The 25,418-nt window shown below is 67.3% G+C and carries 25 protein-coding genes; 14 read left to right on the top strand and 11 right to left on the bottom strand.

The window, feature by feature from the left end; genetic code table 11:
• The first annotated feature begins 37 nt into the window (after positions 1 to 37).
• From modB to ACSQ3Y_RS09200, 6 genes are all read left to right on the top strand, one after another.
• Positions 38 to 718: a molybdate ABC transporter permease subunit gene (gene modB, locus ACSQ3Y_RS09225; protein ID WP_436177058.1), complete on the top strand. Its 681-nt coding sequence runs from the start codon at positions 38 to 40 to the stop codon at positions 716 to 718.
• Positions 718 to 1,809 (top strand): molybdenum ABC transporter ATP-binding protein, encoded by a 1,092-nt coding sequence (modC, locus tag ACSQ3Y_RS09220; protein ID WP_057201251.1) that lies wholly within the window; start codon positions 718 to 720, stop codon positions 1,807 to 1,809. Before modB ends, modC begins: the two co-directional genes overlap by 1 nt.
• Positions 1,810 to 1,901: 92 nt before the next feature.
• Entirely contained in the window at positions 1,902 to 3,605 is a 1,704-nt protein-coding gene (locus tag ACSQ3Y_RS09215) for an EAL domain-containing protein (protein ID WP_436177057.1), read from the top strand.
• Positions 3,602 to 4,744 carry a saccharopine dehydrogenase family protein gene (locus ACSQ3Y_RS09210; RefSeq protein WP_436177056.1) on the top strand — a complete coding sequence of 381 codons (1,143 nt, stop codon included), beginning with the start codon at positions 3,602 to 3,604 and terminating at the stop codon, positions 4,742 to 4,744. The genes ACSQ3Y_RS09215 and ACSQ3Y_RS09210 overlap by 4 nt, the downstream gene beginning before the upstream one ends.
• On the top strand, positions 4,741 to 5,109 hold the full coding sequence (locus ACSQ3Y_RS09205; protein WP_436177055.1) for a DoxX-like family protein: 369 nt from the start codon (positions 4,741 to 4,743) through the stop codon (positions 5,107 to 5,109). The genes ACSQ3Y_RS09210 and ACSQ3Y_RS09205 overlap by 4 nt, the downstream gene beginning before the upstream one ends.
• Positions 5,106 to 5,585, top strand: coding sequence for a DUF2269 family protein (locus ACSQ3Y_RS09200; RefSeq protein WP_436177054.1), 480 nt, complete (start codon positions 5,106 to 5,108; stop codon positions 5,583 to 5,585). The genes ACSQ3Y_RS09205 and ACSQ3Y_RS09200 overlap by 4 nt, the downstream gene beginning before the upstream one ends.
• A 112-nt stretch (positions 5,586 to 5,697) precedes the next feature.
• Here the strand turns inward: ACSQ3Y_RS09200 and ACSQ3Y_RS09195 are convergent, their stop codons facing one another.
• From ACSQ3Y_RS09195 to ACSQ3Y_RS09180, 4 genes are read right to left on the bottom strand one after another with little or no spacing between them, the layout of a single operon-like run.
• Entirely contained in the window at positions 5,698 to 6,510 is an 813-nt protein-coding gene (locus tag ACSQ3Y_RS09195) for a molybdate ABC transporter substrate-binding protein (protein ID WP_436177053.1), read from the bottom strand.
• Between the two features lie 15 nt (positions 6,511 to 6,525).
• Positions 6,526 to 7,362, bottom strand: a complete 837-nt coding sequence (locus ACSQ3Y_RS09190) for an extracellular solute-binding protein (RefSeq protein ID WP_436177052.1) — start codon at positions 7,360 to 7,362, stop codon at positions 6,526 to 6,528.
• Positions 7,359 to 8,096, bottom strand: coding sequence for an ATP-binding cassette domain-containing protein (locus tag ACSQ3Y_RS09185; RefSeq protein WP_436177051.1), 738 nt, complete (start codon positions 8,094 to 8,096; stop codon positions 7,359 to 7,361). Before ACSQ3Y_RS09185 ends, ACSQ3Y_RS09190 begins: the two co-directional genes overlap by 4 nt.
• A gap of 20 nt (positions 8,097 to 8,116) precedes the next feature.
• Positions 8,117 to 8,854, bottom strand: coding sequence for an ABC transporter permease (locus ACSQ3Y_RS09180; RefSeq protein ID WP_057201259.1), 738 nt, complete (start codon positions 8,852 to 8,854; stop codon positions 8,117 to 8,119).
• A gap of 49 nt (positions 8,855 to 8,903) precedes the next feature.
• Between ACSQ3Y_RS09180 and ACSQ3Y_RS09175 the strand changes: the two genes are divergently transcribed.
• The 3 genes from ACSQ3Y_RS09175 to ACSQ3Y_RS09165 all read left to right on the top strand — a co-directional run bounded on the left by ACSQ3Y_RS09175 (position 8,904) and on the right by ACSQ3Y_RS09165 (position 12,886).
• Positions 8,904 to 10,028 carry a substrate-binding domain-containing protein gene (locus tag ACSQ3Y_RS09175; protein WP_436177050.1) on the top strand — a complete coding sequence of 375 codons (1,125 nt, stop codon included), beginning with the start codon at positions 8,904 to 8,906 and terminating at the stop codon, positions 10,026 to 10,028.
• A gap of 438 nt (positions 10,029 to 10,466) precedes the next feature.
• Complete coding sequence (locus ACSQ3Y_RS09170; RefSeq protein ID WP_057201261.1) at positions 10,467 to 11,087, top strand: TRAP transporter small permease subunit; 621 nt, start codon at positions 10,467 to 10,469, stop codon at positions 11,085 to 11,087.
• A gap of 17 nt (positions 11,088 to 11,104) precedes the next feature.
• Positions 11,105 to 12,886: a TRAP transporter large permease gene (locus tag ACSQ3Y_RS09165; protein WP_436177049.1), complete on the top strand. Its 1,782-nt coding sequence runs from the start codon at positions 11,105 to 11,107 to the stop codon at positions 12,884 to 12,886.
• 466 nt (positions 12,887 to 13,352) lie between these two features.
• On the opposite strand, the gene ACSQ3Y_RS09160 is transcribed toward ACSQ3Y_RS09165, so the two are convergent.
• The 5 genes from ACSQ3Y_RS09160 to xseB all read right to left on the bottom strand — a co-directional run bounded on the left by ACSQ3Y_RS09160 (position 13,353) and on the right by xseB (position 19,211).
• Complete coding sequence (locus ACSQ3Y_RS09160; protein ID WP_057264608.1) at positions 13,353 to 14,435, bottom strand: TRAP transporter substrate-binding protein; 1,083 nt, start codon at positions 14,433 to 14,435, stop codon at positions 13,353 to 13,355.
• A gap of 218 nt (positions 14,436 to 14,653) precedes the next feature.
• The gene (locus tag ACSQ3Y_RS09155; RefSeq protein ID WP_057264610.1) at positions 14,654 to 15,736 is read right to left on the bottom strand and encodes a TRAP transporter substrate-binding protein; all 1,083 of its coding nucleotides are present in this window, start codon (positions 15,734 to 15,736) and stop codon (positions 14,654 to 14,656) included.
• 182 nt (positions 15,737 to 15,918) lie between these two features.
• On the bottom strand, positions 15,919 to 17,802 hold the full coding sequence (gene dxs, locus ACSQ3Y_RS09150; protein ID WP_436177048.1) for a 1-deoxy-D-xylulose-5-phosphate synthase: 1,884 nt from the start codon (positions 17,800 to 17,802) through the stop codon (positions 15,919 to 15,921).
• Positions 17,803 to 18,000: 198 nt separating this feature from the next.
• Complete coding sequence (locus ACSQ3Y_RS09145; RefSeq protein WP_428002159.1) at positions 18,001 to 18,972, bottom strand: polyprenyl synthetase family protein; 972 nt, start codon at positions 18,970 to 18,972, stop codon at positions 18,001 to 18,003.
• Positions 18,969 to 19,211 (bottom strand): exodeoxyribonuclease VII small subunit, encoded by a 243-nt coding sequence (gene xseB / locus ACSQ3Y_RS09140; protein WP_057201267.1) that lies wholly within the window; start codon positions 19,209 to 19,211, stop codon positions 18,969 to 18,971. Before xseB ends, ACSQ3Y_RS09145 begins: the two co-directional genes overlap by 4 nt.
• A gap of 332 nt (positions 19,212 to 19,543) precedes the next feature.
• Between xseB and ACSQ3Y_RS09135 the strand changes: the two genes are divergently transcribed.
• From ACSQ3Y_RS09135 to flhC, 5 genes are all read left to right on the top strand, one after another.
• Complete coding sequence (locus ACSQ3Y_RS09135) at positions 19,544 to 20,683, top strand: aromatic ring-hydroxylating oxygenase subunit alpha (RefSeq protein ID WP_436177047.1); 1,140 nt, start codon at positions 19,544 to 19,546, stop codon at positions 20,681 to 20,683.
• 126 nt (positions 20,684 to 20,809) lie between these two features.
• Positions 20,810 to 21,721 carry a DMT family transporter gene (locus ACSQ3Y_RS09130; protein ID WP_179683925.1) on the top strand — a complete coding sequence of 304 codons (912 nt, stop codon included), beginning with the start codon at positions 20,810 to 20,812 and terminating at the stop codon, positions 21,719 to 21,721.
• A 68-nt stretch (positions 21,722 to 21,789) separates the two neighbouring features.
• Positions 21,790 to 22,692, top strand: coding sequence for a sulfurtransferase (locus ACSQ3Y_RS09125; RefSeq protein ID WP_436177046.1), 903 nt, complete (start codon positions 21,790 to 21,792; stop codon positions 22,690 to 22,692).
• A gap of 248 nt (positions 22,693 to 22,940) precedes the next feature.
• Positions 22,941 to 23,267 (top strand): flagellar transcriptional regulator FlhD, encoded by a 327-nt coding sequence (gene flhD / locus ACSQ3Y_RS09120; RefSeq protein WP_007853391.1) that lies wholly within the window; start codon positions 22,941 to 22,943, stop codon positions 23,265 to 23,267.
• A gap of 55 nt (positions 23,268 to 23,322) precedes the next feature.
• Positions 23,323 to 23,877 carry a flagellar transcriptional regulator FlhC gene (flhC, locus tag ACSQ3Y_RS09115; protein ID WP_057201271.1) on the top strand — a complete coding sequence of 185 codons (555 nt, stop codon included), beginning with the start codon at positions 23,323 to 23,325 and terminating at the stop codon, positions 23,875 to 23,877.
• A gap of 108 nt (positions 23,878 to 23,985) precedes the next feature.
• Here flhC and ACSQ3Y_RS09110 read toward each other — a convergent pair whose 3' ends face one another.
• Entirely contained in the window at positions 23,986 to 24,549 is a 564-nt protein-coding gene (locus ACSQ3Y_RS09110) for a FlgO family outer membrane protein (RefSeq protein WP_436177045.1), read from the bottom strand.
• A complete protein-coding gene (locus tag ACSQ3Y_RS09105; protein ID WP_436180098.1) occupies positions 24,546 to 25,328 on the bottom strand; it encodes a hypothetical protein in 783 nt (260 codons plus the stop codon). The genes ACSQ3Y_RS09110 and ACSQ3Y_RS09105 overlap by 4 nt, the downstream gene beginning before the upstream one ends.
• Positions 25,329 to 25,418 lie beyond the last annotated feature (90 nt).

Genomic DNA, 25,418 nt, shown 5'->3' with positions numbered 1-25,418 from the left:
GACTGCTTTCAAATACATAAGACCGACTCAACCACCCATGCCTTTTTCCAGCGCCGATCTTGCGGCCATCGGCCTCACGCTTCGGCTCGCGGGCACCACCATGGCGCTGCTGCTGGTGCTGTGCACACCGCTGGCCTGGTGGCTGGCACACACGCCCTCGCGCTGGCGCGGGCCGGTGTCGGCCGTGGTGGCGCTGCCGCTGGTGCTGCCGCCCACGGTGATCGGTTTTTACCTGCTGGTGACCATGGGGCCCAACGGGCCCATCGGGCAGTTCACGCAGTGGCTGGGCATCGGCGCCCTGCCTTTCACCTTCTGGGGCCTGGTGGCGGGCTCGCTGATCTATTCGCTGCCGTTCGCGGTGCAGCCGCTGCAGGCGGCGTTCGAGGCCATCGGCAGCCGGCCGCTCGAAGCGGCGGCCACGCTGGGCGCGGGGCCGCTGGACCGGTTTTTCACCGTGGCGCTGCCGCTGGCACGCCCAGGGTTCATCACCGCGGCCATCCTGAGCTTTGCGCACACGGTGGGCGAATTCGGCGTGGTGCTTATGCTGGGCGGCAACATCCCGGGGGTGACCCGCGTGGTGTCGGTGCAGATCTATGACCATGTGGAGGCGCTCGAATACACGCAGGCGCACTGGCTGGCGGGCGGCATGGTGCTGTTCTCCTTCGTGGTGCTGCTGGGCCTGAACCTCACGCGCCGCCGCGCGTCCATGGTGTCCTGATGGCCGCAGTCGACCAGATTGCCGCACGCCTGGTGCTCGCCCGCCCCGGCGGCTTCACGCTGGACGTGGACCTCACGCTGCCCGGGCGCGGCGTCACCGCCCTGTTCGGCCCCTCGGGCTGCGGCAAGACCACCTGCCTGCGCGCCATCGCGGGGCTGGCACGCGCCGAGCCGGGCCGGGTGGTGGTCAACGGCGAGGTCTGGCAGGACGACGGCCAGCGCATCTGGCGGCCCACGCACCAGCGTGCGCTGGGCTATGTGTTCCAGGAGGCCAGCCTGTTCGAACACCTGAGCGTGCGCGGCAACATCGACTATGGCCGCAAACGCACGCCCCGGGAGCGGCCCACCGTGGCGCTGGACCAGGCGGTGGACCTGCTGGGCATCGCCCACCTGATGGACCGCCGGCCGCACGCGCTCTCGGGCGGCGAGCGGCAGCGCGTGGCCATGGCCCGATCCCTGGCCACCGGGCCGCGCGTGCTGCTGATGGACGAGCCCCTGGCCGCACTGGACGGGGAGCGCAAGGCCGAGGTGCTGCCCTACCTGGAGCGTCTGCACCAGGCGCTGGACATACCCGTGCTGTACGTGAGCCACGCCATCGACGAGGTGGCGCGCCTGGCTGCGCACATGGTGCTGATGCAGGACGGGCGGGTGCTGGCCAGTGGACGCACCGAAGACATGCTGGTGCGGCTGGACCTGCCACTGGCGCATGGCGATGCAGCCGCCTCGGTGGTCGAGGGCACGGTGCTGCGCCACGACGCGGCTGACCATATCACCACCGTGCAGTTCGCCGGCGGCCAACTGCTGCTGGCCAGCGCCACGGCCCGGCCGGCAGGCGAGCCGGTGCGCCTGCGCATCCAGGCGCGCGATGTGAGCCTGACCCTGGCCGAGCAGGTGGACACCAGCATCCTCAACATCCTGCCCGCCACGGTGGTGCAGGTCAGTGAAGACAGCCCCGGGCAGTGCATGGTGGCGCTCGATGCCGGCCCCACGCGGCTGCTGGCGCGGGTGACCCAGCGCTCGGCTGTGGCCCTGGCGCTGGAGCCGGGCCAACGCGTGTACGCCCAGGTCAAGGGCGTTGCCATCGTGAACTGATCTCCGAGGGCCTTTCGTCACGGACAATCCCCCAGGCCTCGCCATCGGCAGGTCGTATGATGACTGCACACGATTTGGGGGGAAGGGACAGAATGTTTTCAATCGGGCACGACACCGCGCAGATGTTCGCGGTGGGCTTTCCGCCGCTGCTGCACAGCCTGCTGTTCTGGATCTTCGCGTCGCTGGTGGTGCATGTGTGCCAGCGGCTCGTGGAGCACACGGCCTTTGCCATCGACCCGTCGAGCCGGCGCATCAGCGGATCGCAGGCCGCCCTGTGCATCGGCTGCGTGGTCTGGGCGCTGGACGTGGTGGGCATGCTCATGTATGCCGAGTTGGCTGGCCATACGCTGGGCCTGGTGCCGGCGCTCACGGGCCTGGTCATCATGGCACTGAGCGCGCGGCTGACCGTTCCCACACTGAGCACCAGCACCCGCAAGGCGCGCATCCTGCTGGCCGGGGCCGGGCTGTCGCTGGGCATGCTGGCCGCGCACTTCACCATCTCCGAAGGCTATGTATCGAGCTACGCGCGGGTGAATGGTCTGGCCATCGTGCTGGCCCTGGCCACGGCCATAGGCATCACCGCGTACACCTCGATACGCCACCGCGCGGCCAAGATGAAGGCCCTGACGCGCATCTACATTCCCCAGCAATGGCACGACAAGCTGCTGGCCGGCGCCGCCATCCTGGTGCTGCACTGGCTGCTGGTGAACACCTTTCCCCTGGAATGGCCCGACAGCGCCGCCCCCACAGACGGGGTGGCTCTGCTGGTGATCGTGCTGCTGTTCGGCATGGCCATCGCCACCGAGCAGTTGAGCAACATGCGCTTCGACCAAGCGCGCCAGCAGTTGCTGCGCCGCGGCCTGTCCTTGATGCGCACGTCGAGCTACGAAGTGCACCCACCCGAGGGAGACATTCAGCTGTCCCTGATCGCGGACCAGTTGCCGATGCTGCTGCAGCCCGATCAACTGGCCCTGCACTTCCAGCCCATTGTCGACCTGGACCGCGGCGAGGTGCAGTTCGAGGCGCTGCTACGTGTGCGAAGCGAGCTGCTCGGGGCCATCCACCCCGAAGCCTTCCTGCTGGTCTGCGAACTGCAGGGCAAGACCCCCCTGGTAGACCGGCTGATCCTGGTCAACGCCATGGCCTCGGCCTGCCGTTGGCGTGGCGAAGGCATGGCAGGCGCGAAGTTCAGCGTGAACGTGGCGCCGGCCACCCTGCTCGAAGAAGGCTTTGCGCCCTGGCTGCAGGCCGAGCTCTCGCGCCATGCCCTGCCCGGCAGTTGCCTCAAGCTGGAGCTGACCGAGCACGCGCTGATCGCCAGCGGCCCGCGCATGCTCGAATCCATCCGCCACCTGCAGGCCATCGGCGTGGGCGTGCTGATGGACGACTTCGGCGCGGGCTATTCCTCGCTGGGCATGCTGGCCGACCTGCCGATCGCCGGCATCAAGTGCGACCGCCTCTTCGTGCGCCAGCTGACCCAGGACCCGCGGCGCCAGTCGATGCTGCGGCATGTGGGGGCGCTGGCCAGCGAGTTCGGCCTGTCGGTGGTGGTGGAAGGGGTCGAAACCCCGGCCGAGCTGCAGACCCTGGCGGCCTGCGGGCTTGCCACCATCCAGGGCTATGTCTTTTGCAAGCCCATGCCGGCCGCCGACGTGCCCGGCTGGAACCAGACCCAATGGCCCCAGCGCCTGGCCGCACTGCGGGCACAGCTGGGCACCACAGCCGGTGTGCCGGGCGCGGGCGGTGCCCCTGCAGCGCCCGCCCAGTGGATGCAGACGCAGGGGTCCGGCCGATGAGCGCAACACCGTTGACCGTGCTGGTCCTGGGGGGCTACGGCAACTTCGGCGCACGCATCTGCCGGGCACTGGCAGGCGACAGCAGCATCCACCTGCTGGTGGCCGGCCGCAGCGCCGCCCGTGCCCAGGCCCTGGCCGCCACGCTGGGCCCGAGTGCCCGGGGCGTCGCGCTGGACCACACCGCACCCGGCCTGGTTGAGGCATTGCGCGCGCACGGCGTGGGCCTGGTGGTCCACACGGCAGGGCCGTTCCAGGCCCAGGGCTATTCGGTGGCCGAGGCGGCTGCCGAAGCCGGCGCGCACTACATCGACCTGGCCGACGGGCGCCGCTTCGTCTGCGACTTCCCGGCGGCGCTGCACGACCGGTTCACGGCGGCGGGGCGCACGGCGGTTTGCGGCGCCAGCACCGTGCCGGCGCTGTCCTCGGCCGTGCTGGACCACCTGTGCGCCGGCTGGCAGCGCATCGACAGCATCGACATCTGCATCGCCCCTGCCCAGCGTGCGCCGCGCGGCCAGGCCACGCTGGAGGCCGTGCTCAGCTACTGCGGTGCGGCCATTGCCGTGTGGGAGCAAGGCCGGTGGCAGAACCGGCTTGGCTGGGCGGCGCCCACCCCCGTGCAGTTCCAGCGCCTGCGCCCGCGCCTGGCGGCGGTGTGCGACATCCCCGATCTGGAACTGCTGCCCGCCCACTACCGGGTCACGCAGCGCGTGAGCTTTCGCGCTGCGCTCGAGGTGGGCCTGGCCCAGCGCGCCTTTGCCGCCATCGCCGCACTGCGCACCTGGGGCGTGCTGCGGCACCCCGAGCGCCTGGCCGGGCTGATGCACCGCACCGGCGGGGTGTTCGACTTTTTGGGAACGCCGCTGGGCGGCATGGTGGTGCGCGTGGCCGGCACCGATGCAGAGGGCGCGCTGCGGCACCGTGCCTGGCACATTGCCGCCGACAACGACCATGGCCCCGAGATCCCGTGCATGGCTGCCATCCTGCTGGCGCGCCAGCTCGCGCGGGGCGAGGCCGTTCCACCCATCCTGCCCCTTGGTGCGCACACCAGCACCAGCCTGCTGCCCCTGGATGCCTTCGCCCCCGAGTTCGCGAAGTGGGGCATGCTGACGGATGTGGTGGAAGAGGCCACCACCCCGTGAGCGACGCACAACGCCGCCTGCTGCGCTACAGCCTGGTCTTCGTCTGGCTTGCCACCGCAGTCGTCAGCGTCTGGGAGCTCGACGGCCAGAGCCGGCAATTGCTGACCACCCTGCCCTTCAGCAGCCCCGAACTCATCACCGCCCTGGTGCTGGCCGGCGCCGCCGCCGATGCCGTGGTGGGCCTGTGGATCGCCTTTTGGCCCGGCCGCGCCGCGTATGCCGTGGCGCTGCTGCTGATGGTGGCGATGACGCTGCTGGCCACCGCCATCGAGCCGGCCTGGTGGCTGCACCCCTTCGGCCCGCTGACCAAGAACCTGCCGATCGCGGCCATCCTGATCGTGCTGCTGCGCGACGCCAAGCCATGAGCCTGTACCTCACCCTGAAATGGATCCACATCGTCTCCAGCGTGCTGCTGGTGGGCACGGGCCTGGGTTCGGCCTACTACATGTTCTTTGCCAACCGCAGCGGCAACCTGCAGGCCCAGGCCGTGGTGTCGCGGCTGGTGGTGCGGGCGGACTGGTGGTTCACCACGCCCACGGTGTTCATCCAGCCCGCCACCGGGCTAGCCATGGTACACATGGCAGGGCTGCCGCTGTCCACCCCCTGGCTGGCCGTCTCGCTGGCGCTGTTCGTGCTGGCTGGCCTGTGCTGGCTGCCTGTGGTGTGGCTGCAGCTGCGCATGCGCGCCCTGGCCCAGCAGGCGCTTGACGCCGGCAGCGATGCCCTGCCCGCCACCTACTGGCGCTATGCCCGCTGGTGGGAGGCGCTGGGCTACCCGGCCTTCGTGGCCATGGCCCTGGTGTTCTACCTCATGGTGGCCAAGCCTTCCATGGATTTTTAAGCACCGCTCATACGGATTTGCATGCGATCGTAGAACTAGGCGGGAGCCGCAGGCAGTGCTGTAGCACGGCAAGGCGAACCAACGACGTTATACGGTTGAAGGCAAATCCGTATCAGGGCGCCGCAAAGCCCATCCGCCTGAACACCGCCTGGGCCGGTTCCGAGAGCAGGGCCTGCACGAATGCATGGGCGGCGGGCGGTGCGTCCGCACGCACCGACACGCCGTAGGCCGCGCCCACCTGCAGTTCGGGAGGCACCTGCACCACCTGCAGGCGCGGCAGTTCGCGCTGGCTGGCAATGGCGTTGGTGCAGTAGGTCAGGAAGACATCGGCCTGCCCCTGCTCCATGACCCAGGCATAGGTGCCGCGCCCTGCAGGCGGTTTGGGCGACTGGGCACCGCCCGTGAGCTGCAATGCCTTGGCGTCCAGCACGGCGAAGGCCCCCGGCTGCACCGCATCGGCACGCCGGAACAGCTCCCAGGCATAGTCGCCCGAGGGGTCGGCGAGGGGTGTTGAGGTGCCCACGCGGATGTCGGGCCGCAGCAGGGTCGCCAGCAGCGTGGCGGAAGCCACCTGCACCCGTTCGCCGGCCAGTGCGCACAGGCCGTTGCGCACGAACACCACGGGCGCCTGCCAGTCGCCCCGGGCCGCCAGGCGCGCCGGGTGCTGCGTGTCCGCCGAGGCAAACACCTGGGCCGGCGCACCCTGCTCGATGCGCTCGCGCAGCAGGCCCGAGGCGCCGAAGCTCAGTTCCACCGGCTGGCCGGTGCGCGCCTGGTGCGCGGCGACCACCTCGGTGAACACCTCGCGCAGGCTGCCTGCGGCATAGACCTGCAGCGCCGTGGGCGGCGCGGCGGGCGGGCTACTGCAACCCGCCATGGCCAGCAAGGCCCCCGTCGCCAGGGCCCAGTACATCCACCGGTGCATGGCGCGGGCCCACCCCTACTTGCCGGCGTTCGGGAAGAACAGCTGCTCGCCGCCGATCTTGTAGCCGGCGATGCTGGCCTGCCCGCCGGGCGAGACCACCCAGTCCACGAACTTCTGCGCGTCCTGCACCTTGACCTGGGGGTGCTTGGCCGGGTTGACCACCATCACGCCGTACTGGTTGAACAGGCGCGTGTCGCCCTCCACCAGCACCACCATGTCGGCGCGGTTCTTGAAGTTGAGCCAGGTGCCCCGGTCGGCCAGCACATAGGCGCCGCTGGAGGCGGCGATGTTCAGCGCCGGGCCCATGCCGCAGCCGCACTCCTTGTAGCCGCTGCCCTTGGCGGCGTCGGCGCCCGCGAGCTTCCAGTAGCGCAGCTCGGCGGCATGCGTGCCGCTCTTGTCGCCGCGCGAGATGAAGGCGACGTTTCCGGTGGCCAGCTTCTTCAGGGCCTCGACGATGTCCTTGCCCTGCGTGCCGGCCGGGTCGGCCTTGGGGCCCACGAGGATGAAGTCGTTGTACATCACCGGGTAGCGCTTGACGCCCCAGCCATCGGCCACGAACTTCTCCTCGGCCACCTGGTCGTGCACGAAGATCACATCGGCGTCGCCGCGGCGCGCCATGTCCAGCGCCTGCCCGGTGCCCAGGGCCACCACCTTGATGTCGATGCCGCTGGCCTTCTTGAACTCGGGCAGCAGGTAGCCGAACAGGCCCGACTGCTCGGTGGAGGTGGTGGACGCCATGGTGATCGTGGTTTGCGCCGACGCCACGCCGTGCGCGAAGACGATGGCCAGTGCGAGCACGTGGGGTACGAACGGCAGGCGGCTGCGTGGGGTCTTGTGGTGGTGTCTCATCCGATTTCTCCTTTGACGAACAAACGCGCGGCCTCTGGCAAGGGGCCGTTGAAAAACTCGTGCACCGGCAGGTCGGCCACGATGCGGCCCTGCTCCAGGTAGACCACGCGGCTGGCCAGCCGCTTGACCTGGCCCAGGTTGTGGCTGCTGAAGACCATGGTCACGGCCTGCGCGCTGCCATCGGCAGGGCTGGCTGCGAGGTCGGCCATCAGGCCCTCGACCTCGCGCTTGGCATGCGGGTCCAGGCTGGCGGTGGGCTCGTCGAGCAGCAGCACGCCGGGCTGCAGGGCCCAGGCCCGCGCCAGCGCCACCCGCTGCTGCTGGCCGCCCGAGAGGGTGCGCGCGTTCTGCAGGGCAATGGCTTCGAGCCCCACGCGCCGCAGTGCCGCCAGCGCCTGGGCCCGCGCATCGCGCCAGCGCGTGCCGCGCAGCCACAGCGCCAGCGCCACGTTGTTCCGGGCACTGGTGCGCAGCATGTGCGGGCGCTGGAACAGCATGGCCTGGCGCTGCGTGGCATCGCGTTGCATCTGGCCGGCACTGGGTGCCACCAGGCCATGCAGCACGCGCAGCAGGGTGCTCTTGCCGCTGCCGTTGGCACCCACCAGGGCCACGCGCTCACCGGGGGCAATGCGCAGGTCGATGTCGGCCAGCGCCTGCACACGCCCATAGCGCACGGCCACGCCGTGCAGGTCGATCAGCGGGGAGGCCACAGGCACAGTCACAGGCACGGCCATGGGAAGGGGCGCCGGATGCCTCATGCCGCCACCCCCACAAGGGCGTCGGACGTGCCGCCGTCCACGCGTTCGCGCCAGCGGCGCAGCAGTGCGATCAGCACGTTGAGCGCCAGCACCACACCCAGCAGCACCAGGCCCAGCGCCAGCGCCAGGGGCAGGTCGCCCTTGCTGGTTTCCAGCGCGATGGCCGTGGTCATGACCCGGGTGAAGCCATCGATGTTGCCGCCCACGATCATCACCGCGCCGACCTCGGAGATGGCACGGCCGAACGAGGCGATGAGCACGGTGAGCAGCGCATAGCGCTCGTCCCAGGCCAGCAGCAGGCTGCGCAGCAACGTGCCGGCGCCCAGCGAGCGCAGCTGCTCGCCATGGGCCCGTTCGGCGTCTTCCACCACCTGGCGCGTGAGCGCGGTGACCACCGGCAGCACCAGGATGGCCTGGGCCAGCACCATGGCCTTGAAGCTGAACAGCCAACCCAGGGCACCGAGCGGGCCGCTGCGCGACAGCAGCAGGTACACCACCAGCCCCACCACCACCGAGGGCACGGCCAGCAGGGTGTTGAGCACCGCCAGCACCGCGCCCCGGCCCGCGAAACGGGCCACGCCCAGCCAGGCCCCGAGCACCAGGCCCGCGGCGCACGCCAGCGCACAGGCCGTGGCGCTGACCGACAGGGAACGGCCGACGATGGTCCACAGCGCCGGGTCGGCAGACAGCGTGAGTTCGAGGGCGGTGGCGGCGCTTTGCGTCAGGGTGGACATGCTTGGGCTATCGTAGAGACCTCCTCCATCTCCAGCGATATGAACGTCCGTGCATAGGGTCCAACTTCACTACACGCTCAGCCGCAACGCGGGCGACGCCCAGATCCGCAACCCCCTGCCCGAACTGCTGCAGGCAGTGGCCGAGGAAGGCTCCATCTCCGGCGCGGCGCGCGCCCTGCAGCTGTCGTACCGCCACGTGTGGGGCGCCCTCAAGCGCTGGGAGGAGCAGCTGGGGGGCGAACTCATCATCTGGGGCAAGGGGCAATCCGCCCAGCTCAGCGAGTTCGGCGCCAAGCTGCTATGGGCCGAGCGCCAGGCCCAGGCCCGCCTGGCGCCGCAGATCGCCGCCCTTCATGCCGACCTGGAGCGCGCCTTTGCTGTGGCTTTCGACGACCAGGCGCATGTGCTCACCATGTATGCCAGCCATGACGATGCCCTCGCTGCGCTGCGAGCCTACGCTGCCACGCCGGGCGAGACCGGTGCGCTGCACCTCGATATCCGCTTCACCGGCAGCGTGGACGCGATCCGGGCGCTCAACGAAGGCCGCTGCACGATGGCCGGCTTCCACACCCGGGAGGCCCCCGCCGCCGATTCGCTGGCCGCCCGCACCTACAAGCCCCTGCTGCGGCCGGGGCGCCACAAGATCATCGGCTTTGCGCAGCGTACCCAGGGGCTGATCGTCGCGCGGGGCAACCCGCTGGGCCTGCAGACACTGGCCGACGTGGCCTGCCAGGGCGTGCGCTTCGTGAACCGGCCCCTGGGCACTGGCACGCGGGTGCTGCTGGACGACCTGCTGGCGCAATCGGATCTGGGCCCTGGCGACCTGCAAGGCTATGAGCGCCATGAGCCCTCGCACACGGCCGTGGCCCAGGCGGTGGCGGCGGGCGCCGCCGACGTGGGCATCGGCATCGAACTGGCGGCCCATGCCCGGGGGCTGGGCTTCGTGCCTCTGGTACAGGAGCGCTACCACCTGGCCTGCCTGAAGTCGACACTGGAGCAGCCGGCCACCCAGGCGCTGCGCGACCTGCTGCAGACCCCTGCCTGGCAGGCGCAGATGGCGGCGCTGCCCGGCTATGCGCCCATGCACTGCGGCGAAGTGCTGTCCATGAGCGCCGTGCTGCCCTGGTGGCAGTTTGCCCAGCCCAAGCGCAGCCAAAGGCCCCCGGCTTTTTGAGCATCCTGCCTGAAGGGGCCAGGCACATTGCCCATCGGAGATCCCACCGAACGCCGCAAGTTGCGCCACACAGTGCTTCGCAACCTACCTGCGCGGCCATCCGAGCGGGCAAGAGACTCTGTGAGGTATGGCATCGATAGCCATGAGCCCAGGCCCCCCCCCGCCGGGGCAGGGCTCAGTTCACCCCCGCATCACTGGGCCTGGCCACCCCTTGTCTCGCGTCTGGCGCTGTTTTTGGCCTAGGAAGAAACCCTAATTGCTATATGTTTAATAGCATCAAATTGAGGCTGGAACAAGGGATAACACCGTCACACTGCCGTCAGGCTCCCATTAAAGTGCTCCGTAGAATCGCGCCGTTGTCACAGTTTGTACGATGCATGCACCTATCCGTGGATGCGTCGTGCATGTCCTACGCACAGCCTTTTTATTGGAGACACCATGCAGGCTCTACTTAAATTCTCACGGGGGGTCGACTGGCTAAGTACCCAGATCGGCAAATACGTCATCTGGCTCATTCTGGCCTCGACCTTGATCAGCGGCGTCAATGCCATCGTGCGCAAGGCGTTCAACATCAGCTCCAATGCCTTTCTCGAAGTGCAGTGGTACCTGTTTGCGGCGTCGTTCCTGCTTGCGGCAGGCTATACGCTGCTGCAGAACGAGCATGTCAAGGTCGACGTCATCTCCGGCCGCCTGTCCAAGCGCAAGCAGATCCTGATCGACATTTTCGGCTTCATCGTTTTTCTCACGCCCGTGTGCCTGGCCGTGCTCTGGTACGGCATTCCGTTCTTCTACCGCGCGTTCGTCTCGGGCGAAATGTCGAACAACGCGGGTGGCCTCCTGCGCTGGCCTGTGTACCTCATGATGCCGCTGGGCTTCGGGCTGCTGCTGCTGCAAGGCTGGTCCGAGCTCATCAAGCGCATAGCCTTCCTGCAAGGCCTGATCGAAGACCCGACGACCAAGAAAGCCGAGAAGACGGCAGAGGAAGAGCTGGCCGACTCGATCCGCCGCCTGTCCGAAGCCGCCAAGAACACCGGTAACACCGCCGACAAGGCCGCTTGAGCGGGGACCAAAAAATCATGGAATTCTTCATACACAACCTCGCCCCGATCATGTTCGCGGGGCTGATCGTCTTTCTGCTGTTGGGCTTTCCCGTGGCCTTCAGCCTGGGGGCCTGCGGCCTGTTCTTCGCCTTCATCGGCGTGGAGCTGGGCGTACTGCCTGAAGCCCTGCTGCAGGCCGTGCCGCTGCGGATCTTCGGCATCATGCAGAACGACACCTTGCTGGCCATTCCGTTCTTCACGCTCATGGGGCTGATACTGGAGCGAAGCGGGATGGCGGAAGACTTGCTGGAGACCATTGGCCAGCTCTTCGGTCCCGTGCGCGGCGGCTTGGCCCTGGCCGTCATCTTCGTGGGCACCCTGCTGGCGGCCACGACCGGCGTGGTCGCTGCTTCGGTGATCTCGATGGGCCTGATCTCCCTGCCCATCATGATGCGCTACGGCTATGACCGGCGCCTGGCCACCGGGGTCATCGCTGCCTCCGGCACGCTGGCGCAGATCATCCCGCCGTCCCTGGTCCTCATCATCCTGGCCGACCAATTGGGCCGCTCCGTGGGCGATATGTACAAGGGCGCCTTCGCTCCCGGTCTGATGCTGTGCGGCTTCTATGCCCTGTACGTGATCCTGATCGCGATCTTCAAGCCCAACTGGGTACCGGCACTGCCGCCCGAAGCCCGCACCCTGCGCGAAGACAACGGCAACAACGGCCTGCCCTCGCTGGCGGTGCTGACCATCGTCTGCACGGCCGCTTCGGTGTACGTAGCCAAGAACATGCCCGCCCTGCACACCTGGTGGTCCGGCGAAACGGTGGAGCGCGTGGCACTGGACGAAACCATCGTGGTGTCCATGTGCTTTGGCGTGGCCCTGGCGTTCGTCGCAGCCATGGTCAACAAGATCACCCGCCTGGGCCTGCTTTCGCGGGTGGCCGAGCGCGTGACCTTCGTGCTGATCCCGCCACTGCTGCTGATCTTCCTGGTGCTGGGCACCATCTTCCTCGGTGTGGCCACCCCCACCGAAGGCGGCGCCATGGGCGCGCTGGGCGCATTCATCATGGCCCTGGTGCGCGGCCGCCTGAGCATGACGCTGCTCAAACAGGCGATGCAGACCACGACCAAGCTGTCATGCTTCGTGGTGTTCATCCTGGTGGGGGCCACCATCTTCGGCCTGACCTTCCAGGGTGTCGATGGCCCGCTGTGGGTGGAGCACCTGCTCACTGGCCTGCCGGGTGGCCAGTTGGGCTTCCTGATCGTGGTGAACATCATGATCTTCTTCCTGGCCTTCTTCCTGGACTTCTTCGAGCTGTCGTTCATCGTGGTTCCGCTGCTCGCGCCAGTGGCCAACAAGCTGGGCATCGACCTGATCTGGTTCGGCGTGCTGCTGGGCATCAACATGCAGACCTCGTTCATGCACCCGCCCTTCGGCTTCGCCCTGTTCTACCTGCGCAGCGTGGCGCCGACCAAGGAGTACATAGACAAGGTGACCGGCAAGCTGACCCAGCCGATCACCACCATGCAGATCTACTGGGGTGCCGTGCCGTTCGTGATCATCCAGCTGATCATGGTGGGCCTGGTCATTGCGTTCCCGGGCATCGTCTCCAGCGGGCTGGACAAGGAGGTCGTGTATGACCTCGACAAGGTCCGCCAGGAAATGGAAGCCACCATGCAAACCGCACCTGAGGCTGCGGACCCGACGGCGGGCATGGAAGGCAGCGCGCCAGCGGCCCCGGCCTCTGACGCCGCACCTGGGGCCGATGACCCGATGAAGGCACTGCAAGACTCGATGTCCACCGACAAGAAGTAGGCAATACACCAGCACCGGGTGGGACTATGACGGCCCCATCCAGCAGCCCCGGCAGATGGAGACATGCTCTCTGGACCTGCAGGGGCTTTTTTGTTGGCGGCCTGCATTCATTGCCCAGGCGCGACCAGGCAGCGACTCCGTGGCATCAGCGTGCTTCGTTGCCCTGCCAACCTGGGCCTGTGTGCTTGTGCGCGCACAAGAAGCGCGCACAACAAAATGGGCCACTGGCGGCGGCTTCGGGGACTTGACCCCACGCGCGAACCACGGGCACATGCGCAGGCAGGAAGCTGGCGCCATGGGGTTCGTGGGCAGCGCTCCCACGATAGGCTGGCCATCGAAGAGCATGGGTGCATGTGCCATGGCGCTGCTCGACCAAGAAAGGCGGGCGAAAAAAAACCCGCCAATGAAGGGCGGGTTTTCGGACCATGGCGCGGCAGCGGCGACCGCCGCCACGCCTTGGCGGACCTCAGAGCTTCTGGGCAGCCATGAAGGTGTCGAAACGCGATTCAGCGAAGCGGAACCACAGAACCTGGTCACGCTGGAAGGAGCGCATGTCCGCGTAAATCTTCTTCCACTCGGGGCTCTTGGCGTCGTTCTCGGCGAACACTTCCATCGAGGCCTTGAACGATGCCTCCAGGATGGGTTGCGAGAAAGGCAGCACCTTGGTCTTGGCGGCCACCAGTTGCTTGAGGGCCGTGGGGTTCAGGGCATCGTACTTGGCCAGCATGTCGACGTGGGCTGCCTTCGATGCGGCATCGACGATGGCCTTGTTCTCGGCCGACAGGCCGTCGAAGGCCTTCTGGTTGACGTAGAAGTCCACTTCCGGGCCGCCTTCCCACCAGCCGGGGTAGTAGTAGAACGGGGCGACCTTGTTGAACCCCAGCTTCTGGTCGTCGTAAGGACCCACCCACTCGGCGGCATCCAGCGTGCCCTTCTCGAGCGCCTGGTAGATTTCACCGCCAGGAATGCTCTGGGGCACGGCGCCCATCTTCTGCATGACTTCACCGATCAGGCCGCCGCCCAGGCGCATCTTCAGGCCCTTGAAGTCGGCTGCCGCCTTGATTTCCTTGCGGAACCAGCCACCCATCTGGGTTCCGGTGTTGCCGCCGGCAAAGCTGATCATGTTGTAGCCGGCGTAGAACTCGTTCATGAGCGTGCGGCCGTTGCCGTGCATCATCCAGGCAGTCATCTGGCGCGCATTCAGACCGAACGGCACGGCCGAACCCAATGCGAACGCAGGATTCTTGCCATAGAAGTAGTACGGCACGGTGTGCGCCATCTCGACAGTGCCTTGCTGCACGCCATCCACCACGCCGAAGGGAGGCATCAGCTCGCCACCCGCGTGAACGGAGATTTCGAATTTGCCGCCCGACATGGCCTTGACGGCCTTGGAGAACACATCGGCACCGCCGTAGATGGTGTCCAGCGACTTGGGGAAGCTGGAAGCCAGGCGCCAGCGAATGGCGGCCTGTGCGTGGACGGCAGGCGCAATGCCTGCGGCCAGCACGCCAGCAATACCGGCATTCTTGATGATTGAGCGACGATCCATGAGGTTCTCTCCAATGTATTTGATTGCAAAACCCGGGCAGCACGCGTTGTGCGCGGCAAGCCCAGGACTGGTTTCAGCCGAGATCATTGTAGGAACATGCCCCCCTGCAGATTTGCGGGTTTTCCCGTGAAATCCCGGCTATCGCAAGAGGGCTTCAGGGTTCTGCAAGCAACGGTGCCAGGCATCCCCGGCAGGCGAGGCACATCAGGGCTTGCCCGTCAGATCTTCTGCGCCGACATGAAGGTGTCGTAACGCGCCTCGGCAAAGCGGAACCAGAGAATCTGGTCGCGCTGGAAGTTGCGCATGTCGGCGTATATCTTCTTCCACTCGGGGCTTCTCGCGTCGTTGTGCGCAAAGGCTTCCATCGAAGCGCGGAATGCGGCGTCCAGGATGAGCTGCGAGAAGGGCAGCACCTTGGTCTTGGCGGCCACCAGTTGCTTGAGCGCGTTGGGGTTGAGCGCGTCGTAGCGCGCCAGCATGTCGGTGTGCGCGATGGAGGCTGCGGCCTCGATGATGAAGCGGTAGTCGGGCGTGAGCGCGTCGTAGGCCTTCTTGTTCACGAACAGGTCCACCTCGGGCCCGCCCTCCCACCAGCCGGGGTAGTAGTAGAACGGCGCGACCTTGTTGAAGCCCAGTTTCTGGTCGTCATAGGGGCCGATCCACTCGGCCGCGTCGATGCTGCCCTTTTGCAGCGCCTGGTAGATCTCGCCACCCGGAAGGCTCTGGGGAATGGCGCCGAGCCGCTGCATGACCTCGGCCACCAACCCGCCGCCCACGCGGATCTTGAGGCCCTTGAAGTCCGCAGGGGTCTTCACCTCGCGCAGGAACCAGCCGCCCATCTGCGTACCGGTGTTGCCGCAGGCAAAGCTCACGATGTTGAACCCGGCATAGAACTCGTTCATGAGCCTGCGCCCGTTGCCGTGCAGCATCCAGGCGCTCATCTGGCGCGCATTGAAACCGAAGGGCACGGCACACCCCAGGGCAAACGCCGGGTTCTTGTCGTAGAAATAGTAGGGAACCGCGTGGCACATCTCCACCGCACCGCCCTGCACGCCATCCACCACGTCGAAGGGCGGCATCAACTCGCCACCGGGGTGCACGGAAATCTCGAACTTGCCGTTCGACAGGGTGCGCACGGCCTTGGCAAACACCTGGGCGCCGCCGTAGATGGTGTCCGAGGACTTGGGGAAGCTCGATGCAATGCGCCACCGCAGCGTGGCCTGGGCGTGCACGGCCGGCGCGACGCCAGAGGCCAGTACACCCGCCAGGCCGGTGTGCTTGATGAGCGAACGGCGATGCATACGGCTGGTCTCCTGTTTCCGCGGGGGTGGATGCGGCAGCGATTGCTGCGCAGGGGCACGCGTGCAGATCAATGCAGCGCGCCTGCATTGTAGGAGGCGCCCCGCCAACGGGCTGTGCGGGTTTTCGACAGCACCCGCGCAGCGGGACTGCCCAGGGCCGCACTTCTCAAGCCGTGGGCCTCTCAGGCCAGGAAGCGGGCGCGTACCGCGCGCTCGATGCCCGCCGCATCCAGCCCCTGCAGCGACAGCAGCTTGGCCGGGTCGCCATGCTCGATGAACACATCGGGCAGGCCCAGTTGCAGCACCGGGCGCACGATGCCGGCCTCGTTGAGCGCCTCGGTCACGGCGCTGCCGGCCCCGCCCATGGTGGCACCTTCTTCGAGCGTGACCAGCACGTCGTGGCGCTCGGCCACTTCGCGCAGCAACTCCACGTCGATGGGCTTGGCCCAGCGCATGTTGGCCACCGTCGCGTCGAGCGCCTCGGCGGCCTCGAGCGCGGGGTACAGCAGCGTGCCGAAGGCCAGAATGGCGATGCGCGGGCCCTGCGCCCCACCAGCGGCCTTGCGCTCGCGGCGGATCTCGCCCTTGCCGAAGGGCAGGCCTTCCAGGCCCGCGAGCGGCGCCACGCCGGCCCCGCTGCCGCGCGGGTAGCGCACGGCCACAGGGTGGCTTTGCGCGAAGGCGGTGCTGAGCAACTGGCGGCACTCGCGCTCGTCGGCCGGGCAGGCCATGCTCATGTTGGGGATGCAGCGCACGAAGGGAATATCGTAGGCACCGGCGTGGGTGGCGCCATCGGCCCCCACCAGGCCGGCACGGTCGAGCGCGAACACCACGGGCAGGTTCTGCAGCGCCACATCGTGGATCAACTGGTCGTAGCCGCGCTGCAGGAAGGTCGAGTAGATGGCCACCACGGGTTTCAGGCCCTCGCAGGCCATGCCGGCCGCAAAGGTGACGGCATGCTGCTCGGCAATTCCCACGTCGTAGTAGCGCTCGGGAAAGCGCTTTTCGAACTCCACCATGCCCGAGCCTTCGCGCATGGCGGGGGTGATGCCCACCAGGCGCTGGTCCTGCGCGCCCATGTCGCACAGCCACTGGCCAAACACCTGGGTGAAGGTCTGCTTGGGGGTCGCCGTGCTCTTGACCAGGCCCACGGCCGGGTCGAACTTGCCGGGGCCGTGGTAGGCCACGGGGTCGGCCTCGGCCAGCTTGTAGCCCTGGCCCTTCTTGGTGACCACGTGCAGGAACTGCGGGCCCTTGAGGCTCTTGATGTTCTCCAGCGTGGGGATCAGCGAATCGAGGTCGTGGCCGTCGATGGGCCCGATATAGTTGAAGCCGAACTTCTCGAACAGCGTGGCAGGCACCACCATGCCCTTGGCCTGCTGCTCGAAGCGCTTGGCCAGCTCCAGCAGGGGCGGCACCGGGCGCAGCACGGTCTTGCCCACGTTCTTGGCGGCGGCGTAGAACTGGCCGCTCATGAGCTGGGCCAGGTAGCGATTGAGCGCGCCCACGGGTGGGCTGATGCTCATGTCGTTGTCGTTGAGCACCACCAGCAGGTTGGCATCGGCCACGCCGGCGTTGTTCAGCGCCTCGAAGGCCATGCCGGCCGTCATGGCACCGTCACCGATGATGGCCACGGCATGGCGGTTCTCGCCCTTGACCTTGGCCGCCAGCGCCATGCCCAGCGCGGCCGAGATGCTGGTGCTCGAATGCGCCGTGCCAAAGGTGTCGTACGGGCTTTCGGCGCGCTGCGGAAAGCCCGAGATGCCGCCCATCTGGCGCAGCGTGTGCATGCGGTCGCGCCGGCCGGTCAGGATCTTGTGCGGGTAGGTCTGGTGGCCCACGTCCCACACCAGCCGGTCTTCGGGCGTGTTGAAGACGTGGTGCAGGGCTACGGTGAGCTCCACCGTGCCCAGGTTGGAGCTCAGGTGCCCGCCCGTCTGCGACACGCTTTCGAGCACGAAGGCGCGCAGCTCGGTGGCCAGGGCCTTGAGATCGGCGCGCGACAGGGCACGCAGATCCGACGGGTCGTTCACGTTCTGCAGCAGGGGGTAGGAGGTCGTGGACATTGCTGTTTTGTTGGATCATTCAGCGCCTGCAGACAAATCTGCGGAGCTGGTAATTTCGTCATGCATCGTATCAATCCGCGCTGCCCAGGCCAGTGCCCCCGCGCAAGGGCCGCCCCGCCGCGCTGGGGGCGTCCCCCTCCCGACTCGCGCAGCGAGACGAGAGAGGGGGAAGGCGCGAAGCGACTCAGGGGGTGCCATTCAGTGCGTGCGGTCCACCACCATGTCGGCCAGGGCGGCCAGGGCGCGGGTGTCGGCCAGGCCGCTGCGCGCCAGGGCGGCATGGGCCTGCACCTGCAGCTCGCGGGCATAGGCCTGGGCGGGCGCCAGGCCCAACAGGGATACATAGGTGGGCTTGTCGCTCGCAGCGTCCTTGCCGGCGGTCTTGCCCAGCGTGGCGGAGTCTGCCACCACGTCGAGGATGTCGTCCACGACCTGGAAGGCCAGGCCCATGACGGCGCCGTAGTCGGACAGGGCCTCATGCGCCTGCGCGTTCGAGGGGCCGCAGGCCACGCCCATCATCACGCTGCCCTGCAGCAGCGCGCCGGTCTTGAGGCGGTGCATGTGGCGCAACTGGTCTTCGGTGAGGGCCACGCCCACGCTGGCCAGGTCGATGGCTTGGCCGCCGGCCATGCCGGCCGAACCGGCCGCGCGCGCCAGCAGGCGGCACAGCATGGCCTGCACTGCCGGGGGCACGCTGCCGTCGTCGGGGGTCAGCAATTCGAAGGCAAAAGCCTGCAGCGCATCGCCGGCCAGCAGGGCCTGGGCCTCGCCGAACTGCACGTGCACCGTGGGCTTGCCGCGGCGCAGCACATCGTTGTCCATGCACGGCATGTCGTCGTGCACCAGGGAATAGGCATGGATCAGCTCGACGGCGCACGCTGCCCGCAGGGCGGCCTCGTCAGATACGGCGCGCAGGGCCGCTTCGTCGGACACGGCGTGTGCCGAAGCCTCGACCTCGGCACCGCTGCACACAGCCTCTTCCGCCGCCAGCACCAGCAGCGGGCGCAGGCGCTTGCCGCCGTCGAGCACCGCATAGCGCATGGCCTCGCCCAGGCCGGCGGGCGCACCCTCGCCCACCCAGCGGGAGAGGGCTTCTTCCACACGGGCCAGGTGCCGCAGGCTCCAGCCAGCCAGGTCCAGGGGGGAGTTCACCACGGGCGCCGCGCTCATTCGGGCGTCCAGGCGTGCAGGCCGCCTTCGTCCAGCACCTTGATCTGGTCCTGCACGGCATCCAGGCGCTTGCGGCAGAAGGCCAGCAGCGCGGCGCCACGCTGGTAGCCCGCGAGCATCTGGTCCAGGGGCAACTGGCCCGACTCGATCCGGCCCACGAGCTGCTCCAGCTCTTCCAGCGCCGCTTCATAGCTGGCGGGTTCGGCAGGGGGCGCGGGGGTGGCGGTGGCCTTGGGCATGGGTGGAGGCGGCAGCACCGCAAATGGAAAAACCCCCGATTTTAGGCCCAGCGAACCAGCGGCCGCAGCACAGGGCCCGGTTTGGAGAGCATTGCCGGTAAACGTTGCCACCGCATAGAAGGCAGGCACGCCCGGCCGACCCCACACCATCGGCGCGCGCACCGCTGCCAGCGCGCCAATACACGCAGGGGGGGTGCGGGAATGGGGGCGCCGAATAACCCCATTGGCTATAATCCCATTCTCGTCCAGCCGGCCTATGCGCCGGTTTCTTTTTTCCAGATGTGCCAACCGTGGCACACCTCCCTGTGGGGAGTCTTTAGGTCAGGTCACCCATGTCTGATTTAAGTCTTCAACTGCAGCAGGCCTCAAGCCAACTACCAGTTTCAAGCTACTTTGACCCAGCGCTGTTCCAGCGCGAGCTGGACACCATCTTCCAGCGCGGGCCCCGCTATGTGGGGCACCAACTGTCCGTGCCCAACGCGGGCGACTACTACACCCTGCCTCACGAGGCCGAGGGCCGTGCCCTGGTGCGCAATGCCCAGGGCGGGGTGGAGCTCGTCTCCAATGTCTGCCGCCACCGCCAGGCCGTCATGCTCAAGGGCCGCGGTTCGCTGCACACGCAGCAAAAGGGCAGCGCGGGCGGCAACATCGTGTGCCCGCTGCACCGCTGGACGTACAACGCCAAGGGCGAACTGCTGGGTGCGCCGCACTTTGCCGACGACCCCTGCCTGAACCTCAACAACTACCCGCTGCGCGAATGGAACGGCCTTTTGTTCGAGGACAACGGCTGCGACGTGGCGGCCGACCTGGCCCAGATGGGCCCGCGCGCCGACCTGGACTTCAGCGGCTACGTGCTCGACCACGTGGAGTTGCACGAGTGCAACTACAACTGGAAGACCTTCATCGAGGTCTATCTGGAGGACTACCACGTAGGCCCCTTCCATCCGGGCCTGGGCAGCTTCGTGACCTGCGACGACCTGCGCTGGGAGTTCGGCAAGAACTACTCGGTGCAGACCGTGGGCGTGGCCAACCGCCTGGGCAAGGCCGGCAGCCCCGTGTACGAGCGCTGGCACGAGGCGTTGCTCGCCTTCCGCGGCGGCAAGCCGCCCAAGCACGGCGCCATCTGGCTCACGCTGTACCCGCACATCATGGTGGAGTGGTATCCGCACGTGCTCACCGTCTCCACACTGCACCCCATCAGTCCGACGAAGACGCTGAACATGGTGGAGTTCTACTACCCCGAGGAGATCGCCGCCTTCGAGCGCGAGTTCGTCGAGGCGCAGAAGGCCGCCTACATGGAGACCTGCATCGAGGACGACGAGATCGGCGAGCGCATGGACGCCGGCCGCAAGGCCTTGCTGGCGCGCGGCGACAACGAAGTGGGCCCTTACCAAAGTCCCATGGAAGACGGCATGCAGCACTTCCACGAGTGGTACCGCAACGCCATGGGCGAGGCAGTCCCCCAGCGCTGAAAACCGGAACAGCAAGGTAAACGCCGCCGAATAGCGGCCATTGCCCAAAGCGCTCTCATTACAATAGCTGCCATTGCTTGGCCTTCAAGCACGGCAGCTATTTTCACTTTCGAATTCCATTTCCCCATGCAAGCCCTCTGGATGGTGTTGGCCGCGTTCCTCTTTGCGAGCATGGGGGTGTGCGTGAAGATCGCTTCGGCCTATTTCAATTCGGCCGAACTGGTCTGCTACCGCGGCCTCATCGGCATGGCCATCCTGTGGCTGCTGGCGCGCTCGCAGAAGGTCACCTTGGGCACCGCCTACCCGGGCATGCACGCCTGGCGCAGTCTGGTGGGGGTGATGTCGCTGGGTGCCTGGTTCTATGCCATTGCCCACCTGCCCCTGGCCACTGCCATGACCCTGAACTACATGAGCAGCGTGTGGATTGCCGCCTTCCTGGTCGGCGGCACGCTGCTGGCGTGGCGCCCCTCGGCCGCCACGCCGCGCCCGGCGCTGCAGGGCACGCTGATCGTCACCGTGCTCACGGGCTTCGTCGGCGTGGTGATGATGCTGCGCCCCAGTCTGGACCAGAACCAGGCCTTCGCCGGCATGATCGGGCTGATGTCGGGCCTGTCGGCCGCGTTTGCCTACATGCAGGTGGTGGCCCTCTCGCGCCTGGGTGAGCCTGAATCGCGCACGGTGTTCTATTTCGCGGTGGGCTCGGCGGTGGCCGGCGGCGTGGCCCTGCTGTTCACGGGCACCTCGGTGTGGCCGGGCTGGCAGGCCCTGTGGCTGCTGCCCATCGGCATCCTGGCCGCTGGCGGCCAGTTGTGCATGACCCGGGCCTACGCCAGCGCCAAGACGCAGCGCGGCACGCTGGTGGTGGCCAACCTGCAGTATTCGGGCATCGTCTTCGCGGCCATCTACAGCGTGACGCTGTTCGGTGATGACCTGCCCCCGATCGCCTGGGCGGGCATGGTGCTCATCGTGGGCAGCGGCATCGCGGCCACCGTGCTGCGCGCCCGCGCGGCCCCCGGAGCCCCGGCTGAAGAACATTGATACGACTGTGGACGCCAACCATTGACACAATGCAAGGCATTCCCTTCGCCATTGCCCCAACCGCTGCCATGACCTACACCACCCTGATCTCCGCCACCGAACTGCAAACCCTGATCGCCAGCGGCGCGCCGCTGATGGTGTTCGACTGCAGCTTCGACCTGATGCAATCGAGCGCAGGCGCGCAGCAGTATGCGCAGGCGCATATTCCCGGCGCGGTGTATGCCGATCTCAACGAGAACCTGAGTGCAAAGCACGGCGCGCCCGGCGCCTCCGGCACCGTATTGACGGCCCAGGAGGCGGACATGCCCGCATCGGGCGGCCGCCATCCGCTGCCCAGCCGCGAGCGCTTTGCCATCTGGCTGTCGAGCGTGGGTTTTGCCAATGGCATGCAGGCTGTGGTGTACGACCGCCAGCGGGCCAACTACTGCGGCCGCCTGTGGTGGATGCTCAAGTGGGCCGGGCACGATGCCGTGGCCGTGCTCGACGGTGGCCTGCAGGCGTGGCAGGCCGCGGGCGGCGCAGTCGCCAGCGGTGAAGAACCAGCGCACTTCCAGTCCAACTTCGAACTCAAGGAGCCGCTGCGCCGCCTGGCCACGGCCAGCGATGTGCTGGCCAACCTGCAGCAACCCGGCCAGACGGTGGTCGACGCACGCGCTGCGCCCCGCTACCGGGGCGAGGTGGAGCCGCTGGACCCGGTGGCCGGCCACATTCCCGGCGCCTTGAACCGCCCCTTCGTGGACAACATCGGCCCCGATGGCAAGTTCAAGCCCGCAGCCGTGCTGCGCGCCGAGTTCGACGCCCTGCTGGCAGGCCGCGATCCGACCGGCGTGGTGCACCAGTGCGGCAGCGGTGTGAGCGCGCTGCCCAACCTGATCGCCATGGAAGTCGCCGGACTCGGAAAAACATCGCTTTTTGCCGGCAGCTGGAGCGAATGGGTGAGCGATTCTTCGCGCCCGGTGGAACGCGGCTGAGCAGGGTTGGGGGCGGTTTGACCACCTGGCGGCAGCAGGCCGCAGCGCTCTGGGGCGCAGGACCGGGGCTTGGTGTTTTGTAAGGCAAATTCCTACACGCACCACCCCTGAACCAGACACGCTGCACAGAGCAACGCTGACTTAATTTTTGATTGGCCCGGTTTCACAATCCATTTCAACGGATCACGCAAAACATGCAAACAGCATGGCAAGGCGAAGACCCGGAACTGGAACAAAGGAACCCTGCCATGACCAACGAACAACTGCTCGCCGAAATCCGCGAAGCCAACCTGACCTACCTGATGCTGGCGCAGAACCTGATTCGCCACGACAAGGCAGAAGCAGTGTTCCGTCTGGGCATGAACGAAGACGCTGCCGATATTCTGGCATCGCTGTCGGCCGCACAAGTGCTGAAACTGGCCTCCCGGAACACGCTTCTTTGCAGCTTCCGCGTGGACGACAACCTGGTGTGGAGCTTGCTGACCAACCACACGGCCAAGAAGGTGGGCAACGAAGCCACCAACACCCTGCACGCCAACATCCTGATGGCCAGCCGCGTGTCGGAAGTGCTCTGAAGCACCGCACCTTCCTGCAGCCCTTCCTGTTCACCGCCCCTTTCGAAAGCCCGCCATGACCACGCCTGCCGCCAAAGCCCCAGCCAAGAGCGTCCTCAACGAATCCAAGCAGATCGAGCGCGCTGCGATGCTGATCGGCATGGGGGCCCGTATGCAGGTGCTGGAGTCGGAGACCACGCTGTCTTATGAACGCCTGATCCGCCTGTACAAGGAGATCGCCGGCAAGTCGCCTTCCAAGGGCCAACTGCCCTTCTCGACCGACTGGTTCCTGACCTGGCAAGAGAACATCCACAGCTCGCTGTTTTTGAACATCTACGAATACCTGTCCAAGGGCGTGGACCTGGATTCGGTGGAACTGCTGACCAAGGCCTACCGCCTGTACAACGAGCAGGTCACCACGGCCGAGATCGAACCCCTGCTGTCCTTCACCCGCGCCTGGCGCCTGGTGAAGTTCGTGGACGCAGGCATGCTCACCCGCACCCAGTGCTCTGACTGCAAGGGCCAGTTCGTGACCGAACTCTATGAAAACCGCCACTACACCTGCGGCCTGTGCAACCCGCCTGCCCGCGCTGGCAAGAGCAAGAACGCCGGTGCACTCATGCTGCACTGATCCCTAGCCCGGCAACGCCGGACTGCGCACGAATGACAAAGCCCCGCCGGTTTCGCCGTGCGGGGCTTTTTGCTGTAAAGAAGATTTCCCGACGGTCCCGGCCGAGGCCTACCGCGCTGCCAGGAGCGAGCGCACGTTCTCGTCCACCGGCATCGCATAGTCGTGCGCGGCCACCACGGTGTTGCCCACGGGGTTCACGATCTTCAGGCTGATGAACAGTGTGGTGGTCGAAACGGCGTAGGTGCCCACCACAACGGCCTGTGCATCGTGCGCGCGGCTCACCTCGCGCACTTCACGCGAAAGCAGCAACTCGCCGGTGCGCTGCATGGCGACGTCCTCGCGCAGCTTGAGTTCGGTCACGCGCAGGCCGCGCCGCACCAGGCGCGAGCCGATCTGCTCGGAAAAGATGCGCCCCAGGCGCGAGGATTCATTGAGCCGGTCCACGTTGACCAGCGTGGCGACCAGCACGGCATGCTGCGGGTCCAGCGGAGCCTGCAGCAGCAGCGCATCGGCCGCGCGGTGGTTGCGTTCGATGGTGCTGGGGGTGATGAGGTCCATCAGCCCGCCACCGCTGCCACCGGCCTTGTCGCCGTAGTAATACGAGGCACAGCCCGAAAGGGCCAACACCGGCAGCAGCCCGCCGGCCGTGCGCAGCAGGGTGCGACGTTTCATGGCGCCACCATCATCATCACCGGCGGGCTCACCACCTGCCAGGTCTTGACCGGGGTGGGCGGTGGCGGCGGCGGCGGTGGAGCGGGCGGCTGCTGCACCTGGTAGAGCACGGCATCGTCCTGCTCGATGTAGTACACGTCGGAGGTGCGGGCCAGGTAGCGGTCGCCGCTTTCCAGCGAGGTGGTGATAAGCACCTCGGTGCGTGTGGGGCCGCCTGCGGCGGGGCCGTCGGTGGTGTACTGCGCGGCATCGGCCAGCGCCCCGATGGCGATCGTCCCGGCCACGATGGAGCCGGCGCCGGGCGCACGGTGGGCCCAGTCGCGCGCCACACCCACGCCCAGGGCCAGCCGGGTCCAGGGCATGGGCAGGCTGTTGGAGACACGGCCCGGGTGCTGCACCAGCTGGGTTTCGAACGCCAGGGTGACAGCCGAGGGCTGGTTGGTGAGCACCACGCCCCGGTCCAGCAGGCGGGTGATCAGCAGCTTGCGAAAGCCGTTGTTGAAGCTGGTGTCGCCCGAGGCGGACACATAGATGGGGTGTTCGCCCGCAGGCCAGTCGCGGATCTTGCCGGTGATGCGCGTGGCCACATCGTCGGCCAGCACGTCCCAGTGGTGCACGGCGCGTGCCTTCTTCTGGTTCGATGCCGGGTAGTTGTCGGCCCGCGGCACGTCCAGCGACGAACAGCCAGCCGCCAGCAGCGAGGCCACCGCCAGCAGCGGCACGACCACACGGTGCAGGGCGTTTCGGGCACGGACATCGCCGCGCGCGGTCGCTGCCATGCCGGACTGCCCGGCGGGCAGCCGTCCTTGGGATGGGCCTTGCGGCAGACCGCCAGCCAATGGTTCAACTTGCATGCAGCCATGCTAGCG

Source organism: Acidovorax sp. LjRoot66 (assembly GCF_964253305.1).
Lineage (GTDB): Bacteria > Pseudomonadota > Gammaproteobacteria > Burkholderiales > Burkholderiaceae_C > Acidovorax.
The sequence above is the reverse complement of the archived record's forward strand: the minus strand, read 5'-3'. Positions and strand labels throughout refer to the sequence as shown.

What these genes read in the sequence shown, in the direction of transcription:
- ACSQ3Y_RS09190 (WP_436177052.1), bottom strand. Translation starts at nt 7,362, where the DNA reads ATGAGACACCACCACAAGACCCCACGCAGCCGCCTGCCGTTCGTACCC.
- ACSQ3Y_RS09105 (WP_436180098.1), bottom strand. Translation starts at nt 25,328, where the DNA reads ATGGCAGCGACCGCGCGCGGCGATGTCCGTGCCCGAAACGCCCTGCAC.
- xseB (WP_057201267.1), bottom strand. Translation starts at nt 19,211, where the DNA reads ATGCCCAAGGCCACCGCCACCCCCGCGCCCCCTGCCGAACCCGCCAGC.
- ACSQ3Y_RS09125 (WP_436177046.1), top strand. Translation starts at nt 21,790, where the DNA reads ATGACCTACACCACCCTGATCTCCGCCACCGAACTGCAAACCCTGATC.
- ACSQ3Y_RS09170 (WP_057201261.1), top strand. Translation starts at nt 10,467, where the DNA reads ATGCAGGCTCTACTTAAATTCTCACGGGGGGTCGACTGGCTAAGTACC.
- ACSQ3Y_RS09145 (WP_428002159.1), bottom strand. Translation starts at nt 18,972, where the DNA reads ATGAGCGCGGCGCCCGTGGTGAACTCCCCCCTGGACCTGGCTGGCTGG.
- ACSQ3Y_RS09215 (WP_436177057.1), top strand. Translation starts at nt 1,902, where the DNA reads ATGTTTTCAATCGGGCACGACACCGCGCAGATGTTCGCGGTGGGCTTT.
- ACSQ3Y_RS09110 (WP_436177045.1), bottom strand. Translation starts at nt 24,549, where the DNA reads ATGAAACGTCGCACCCTGCTGCGCACGGCCGGCGGGCTGCTGCCGGTG.
- modC (WP_057201251.1), top strand. Translation starts at nt 718, where the DNA reads ATGGCCGCAGTCGACCAGATTGCCGCACGCCTGGTGCTCGCCCGCCCC.
- ACSQ3Y_RS09200 (WP_436177054.1), top strand. Translation starts at nt 5,106, where the DNA reads ATGAGCCTGTACCTCACCCTGAAATGGATCCACATCGTCTCCAGCGTG.
- ACSQ3Y_RS09160 (WP_057264608.1), bottom strand. Translation starts at nt 14,435, where the DNA reads ATGGATCGTCGCTCAATCATCAAGAATGCCGGTATTGCTGGCGTGCTG.
- ACSQ3Y_RS09135 (WP_436177047.1), top strand. Translation starts at nt 19,544, where the DNA reads ATGTCTGATTTAAGTCTTCAACTGCAGCAGGCCTCAAGCCAACTACCA.
- dxs (WP_436177048.1), bottom strand. Translation starts at nt 17,802, where the DNA reads ATGTCCACGACCTCCTACCCCCTGCTGCAGAACGTGAACGACCCGTCG.
- ACSQ3Y_RS09180 (WP_057201259.1), bottom strand. Translation starts at nt 8,854, where the DNA reads ATGTCCACCCTGACGCAAAGCGCCGCCACCGCCCTCGAACTCACGCTG.
- ACSQ3Y_RS09155 (WP_057264610.1), bottom strand. Translation starts at nt 15,736, where the DNA reads ATGCATCGCCGTTCGCTCATCAAGCACACCGGCCTGGCGGGTGTACTG.
- ACSQ3Y_RS09130 (WP_179683925.1), top strand. Translation starts at nt 20,810, where the DNA reads ATGCAAGCCCTCTGGATGGTGTTGGCCGCGTTCCTCTTTGCGAGCATG.
- ACSQ3Y_RS09210 (WP_436177056.1), top strand. Translation starts at nt 3,602, where the DNA reads ATGAGCGCAACACCGTTGACCGTGCTGGTCCTGGGGGGCTACGGCAAC.
- ACSQ3Y_RS09185 (WP_436177051.1), bottom strand. Translation starts at nt 8,096, where the DNA reads ATGGCCGTGCCTGTGACTGTGCCTGTGGCCTCCCCGCTGATCGACCTG.
- flhD (WP_007853391.1), top strand. Translation starts at nt 22,941, where the DNA reads ATGACCAACGAACAACTGCTCGCCGAAATCCGCGAAGCCAACCTGACC.
- flhC (WP_057201271.1), top strand. Translation starts at nt 23,323, where the DNA reads ATGACCACGCCTGCCGCCAAAGCCCCAGCCAAGAGCGTCCTCAACGAA.
- ACSQ3Y_RS09165 (WP_436177049.1), top strand. Translation starts at nt 11,105, where the DNA reads ATGGAATTCTTCATACACAACCTCGCCCCGATCATGTTCGCGGGGCTG.
- ACSQ3Y_RS09195 (WP_436177053.1), bottom strand. Translation starts at nt 6,510, where the DNA reads ATGCACCGGTGGATGTACTGGGCCCTGGCGACGGGGGCCTTGCTGGCC.
- modB (WP_436177058.1), top strand. Translation starts at nt 38, where the DNA reads ATGCCTTTTTCCAGCGCCGATCTTGCGGCCATCGGCCTCACGCTTCGG.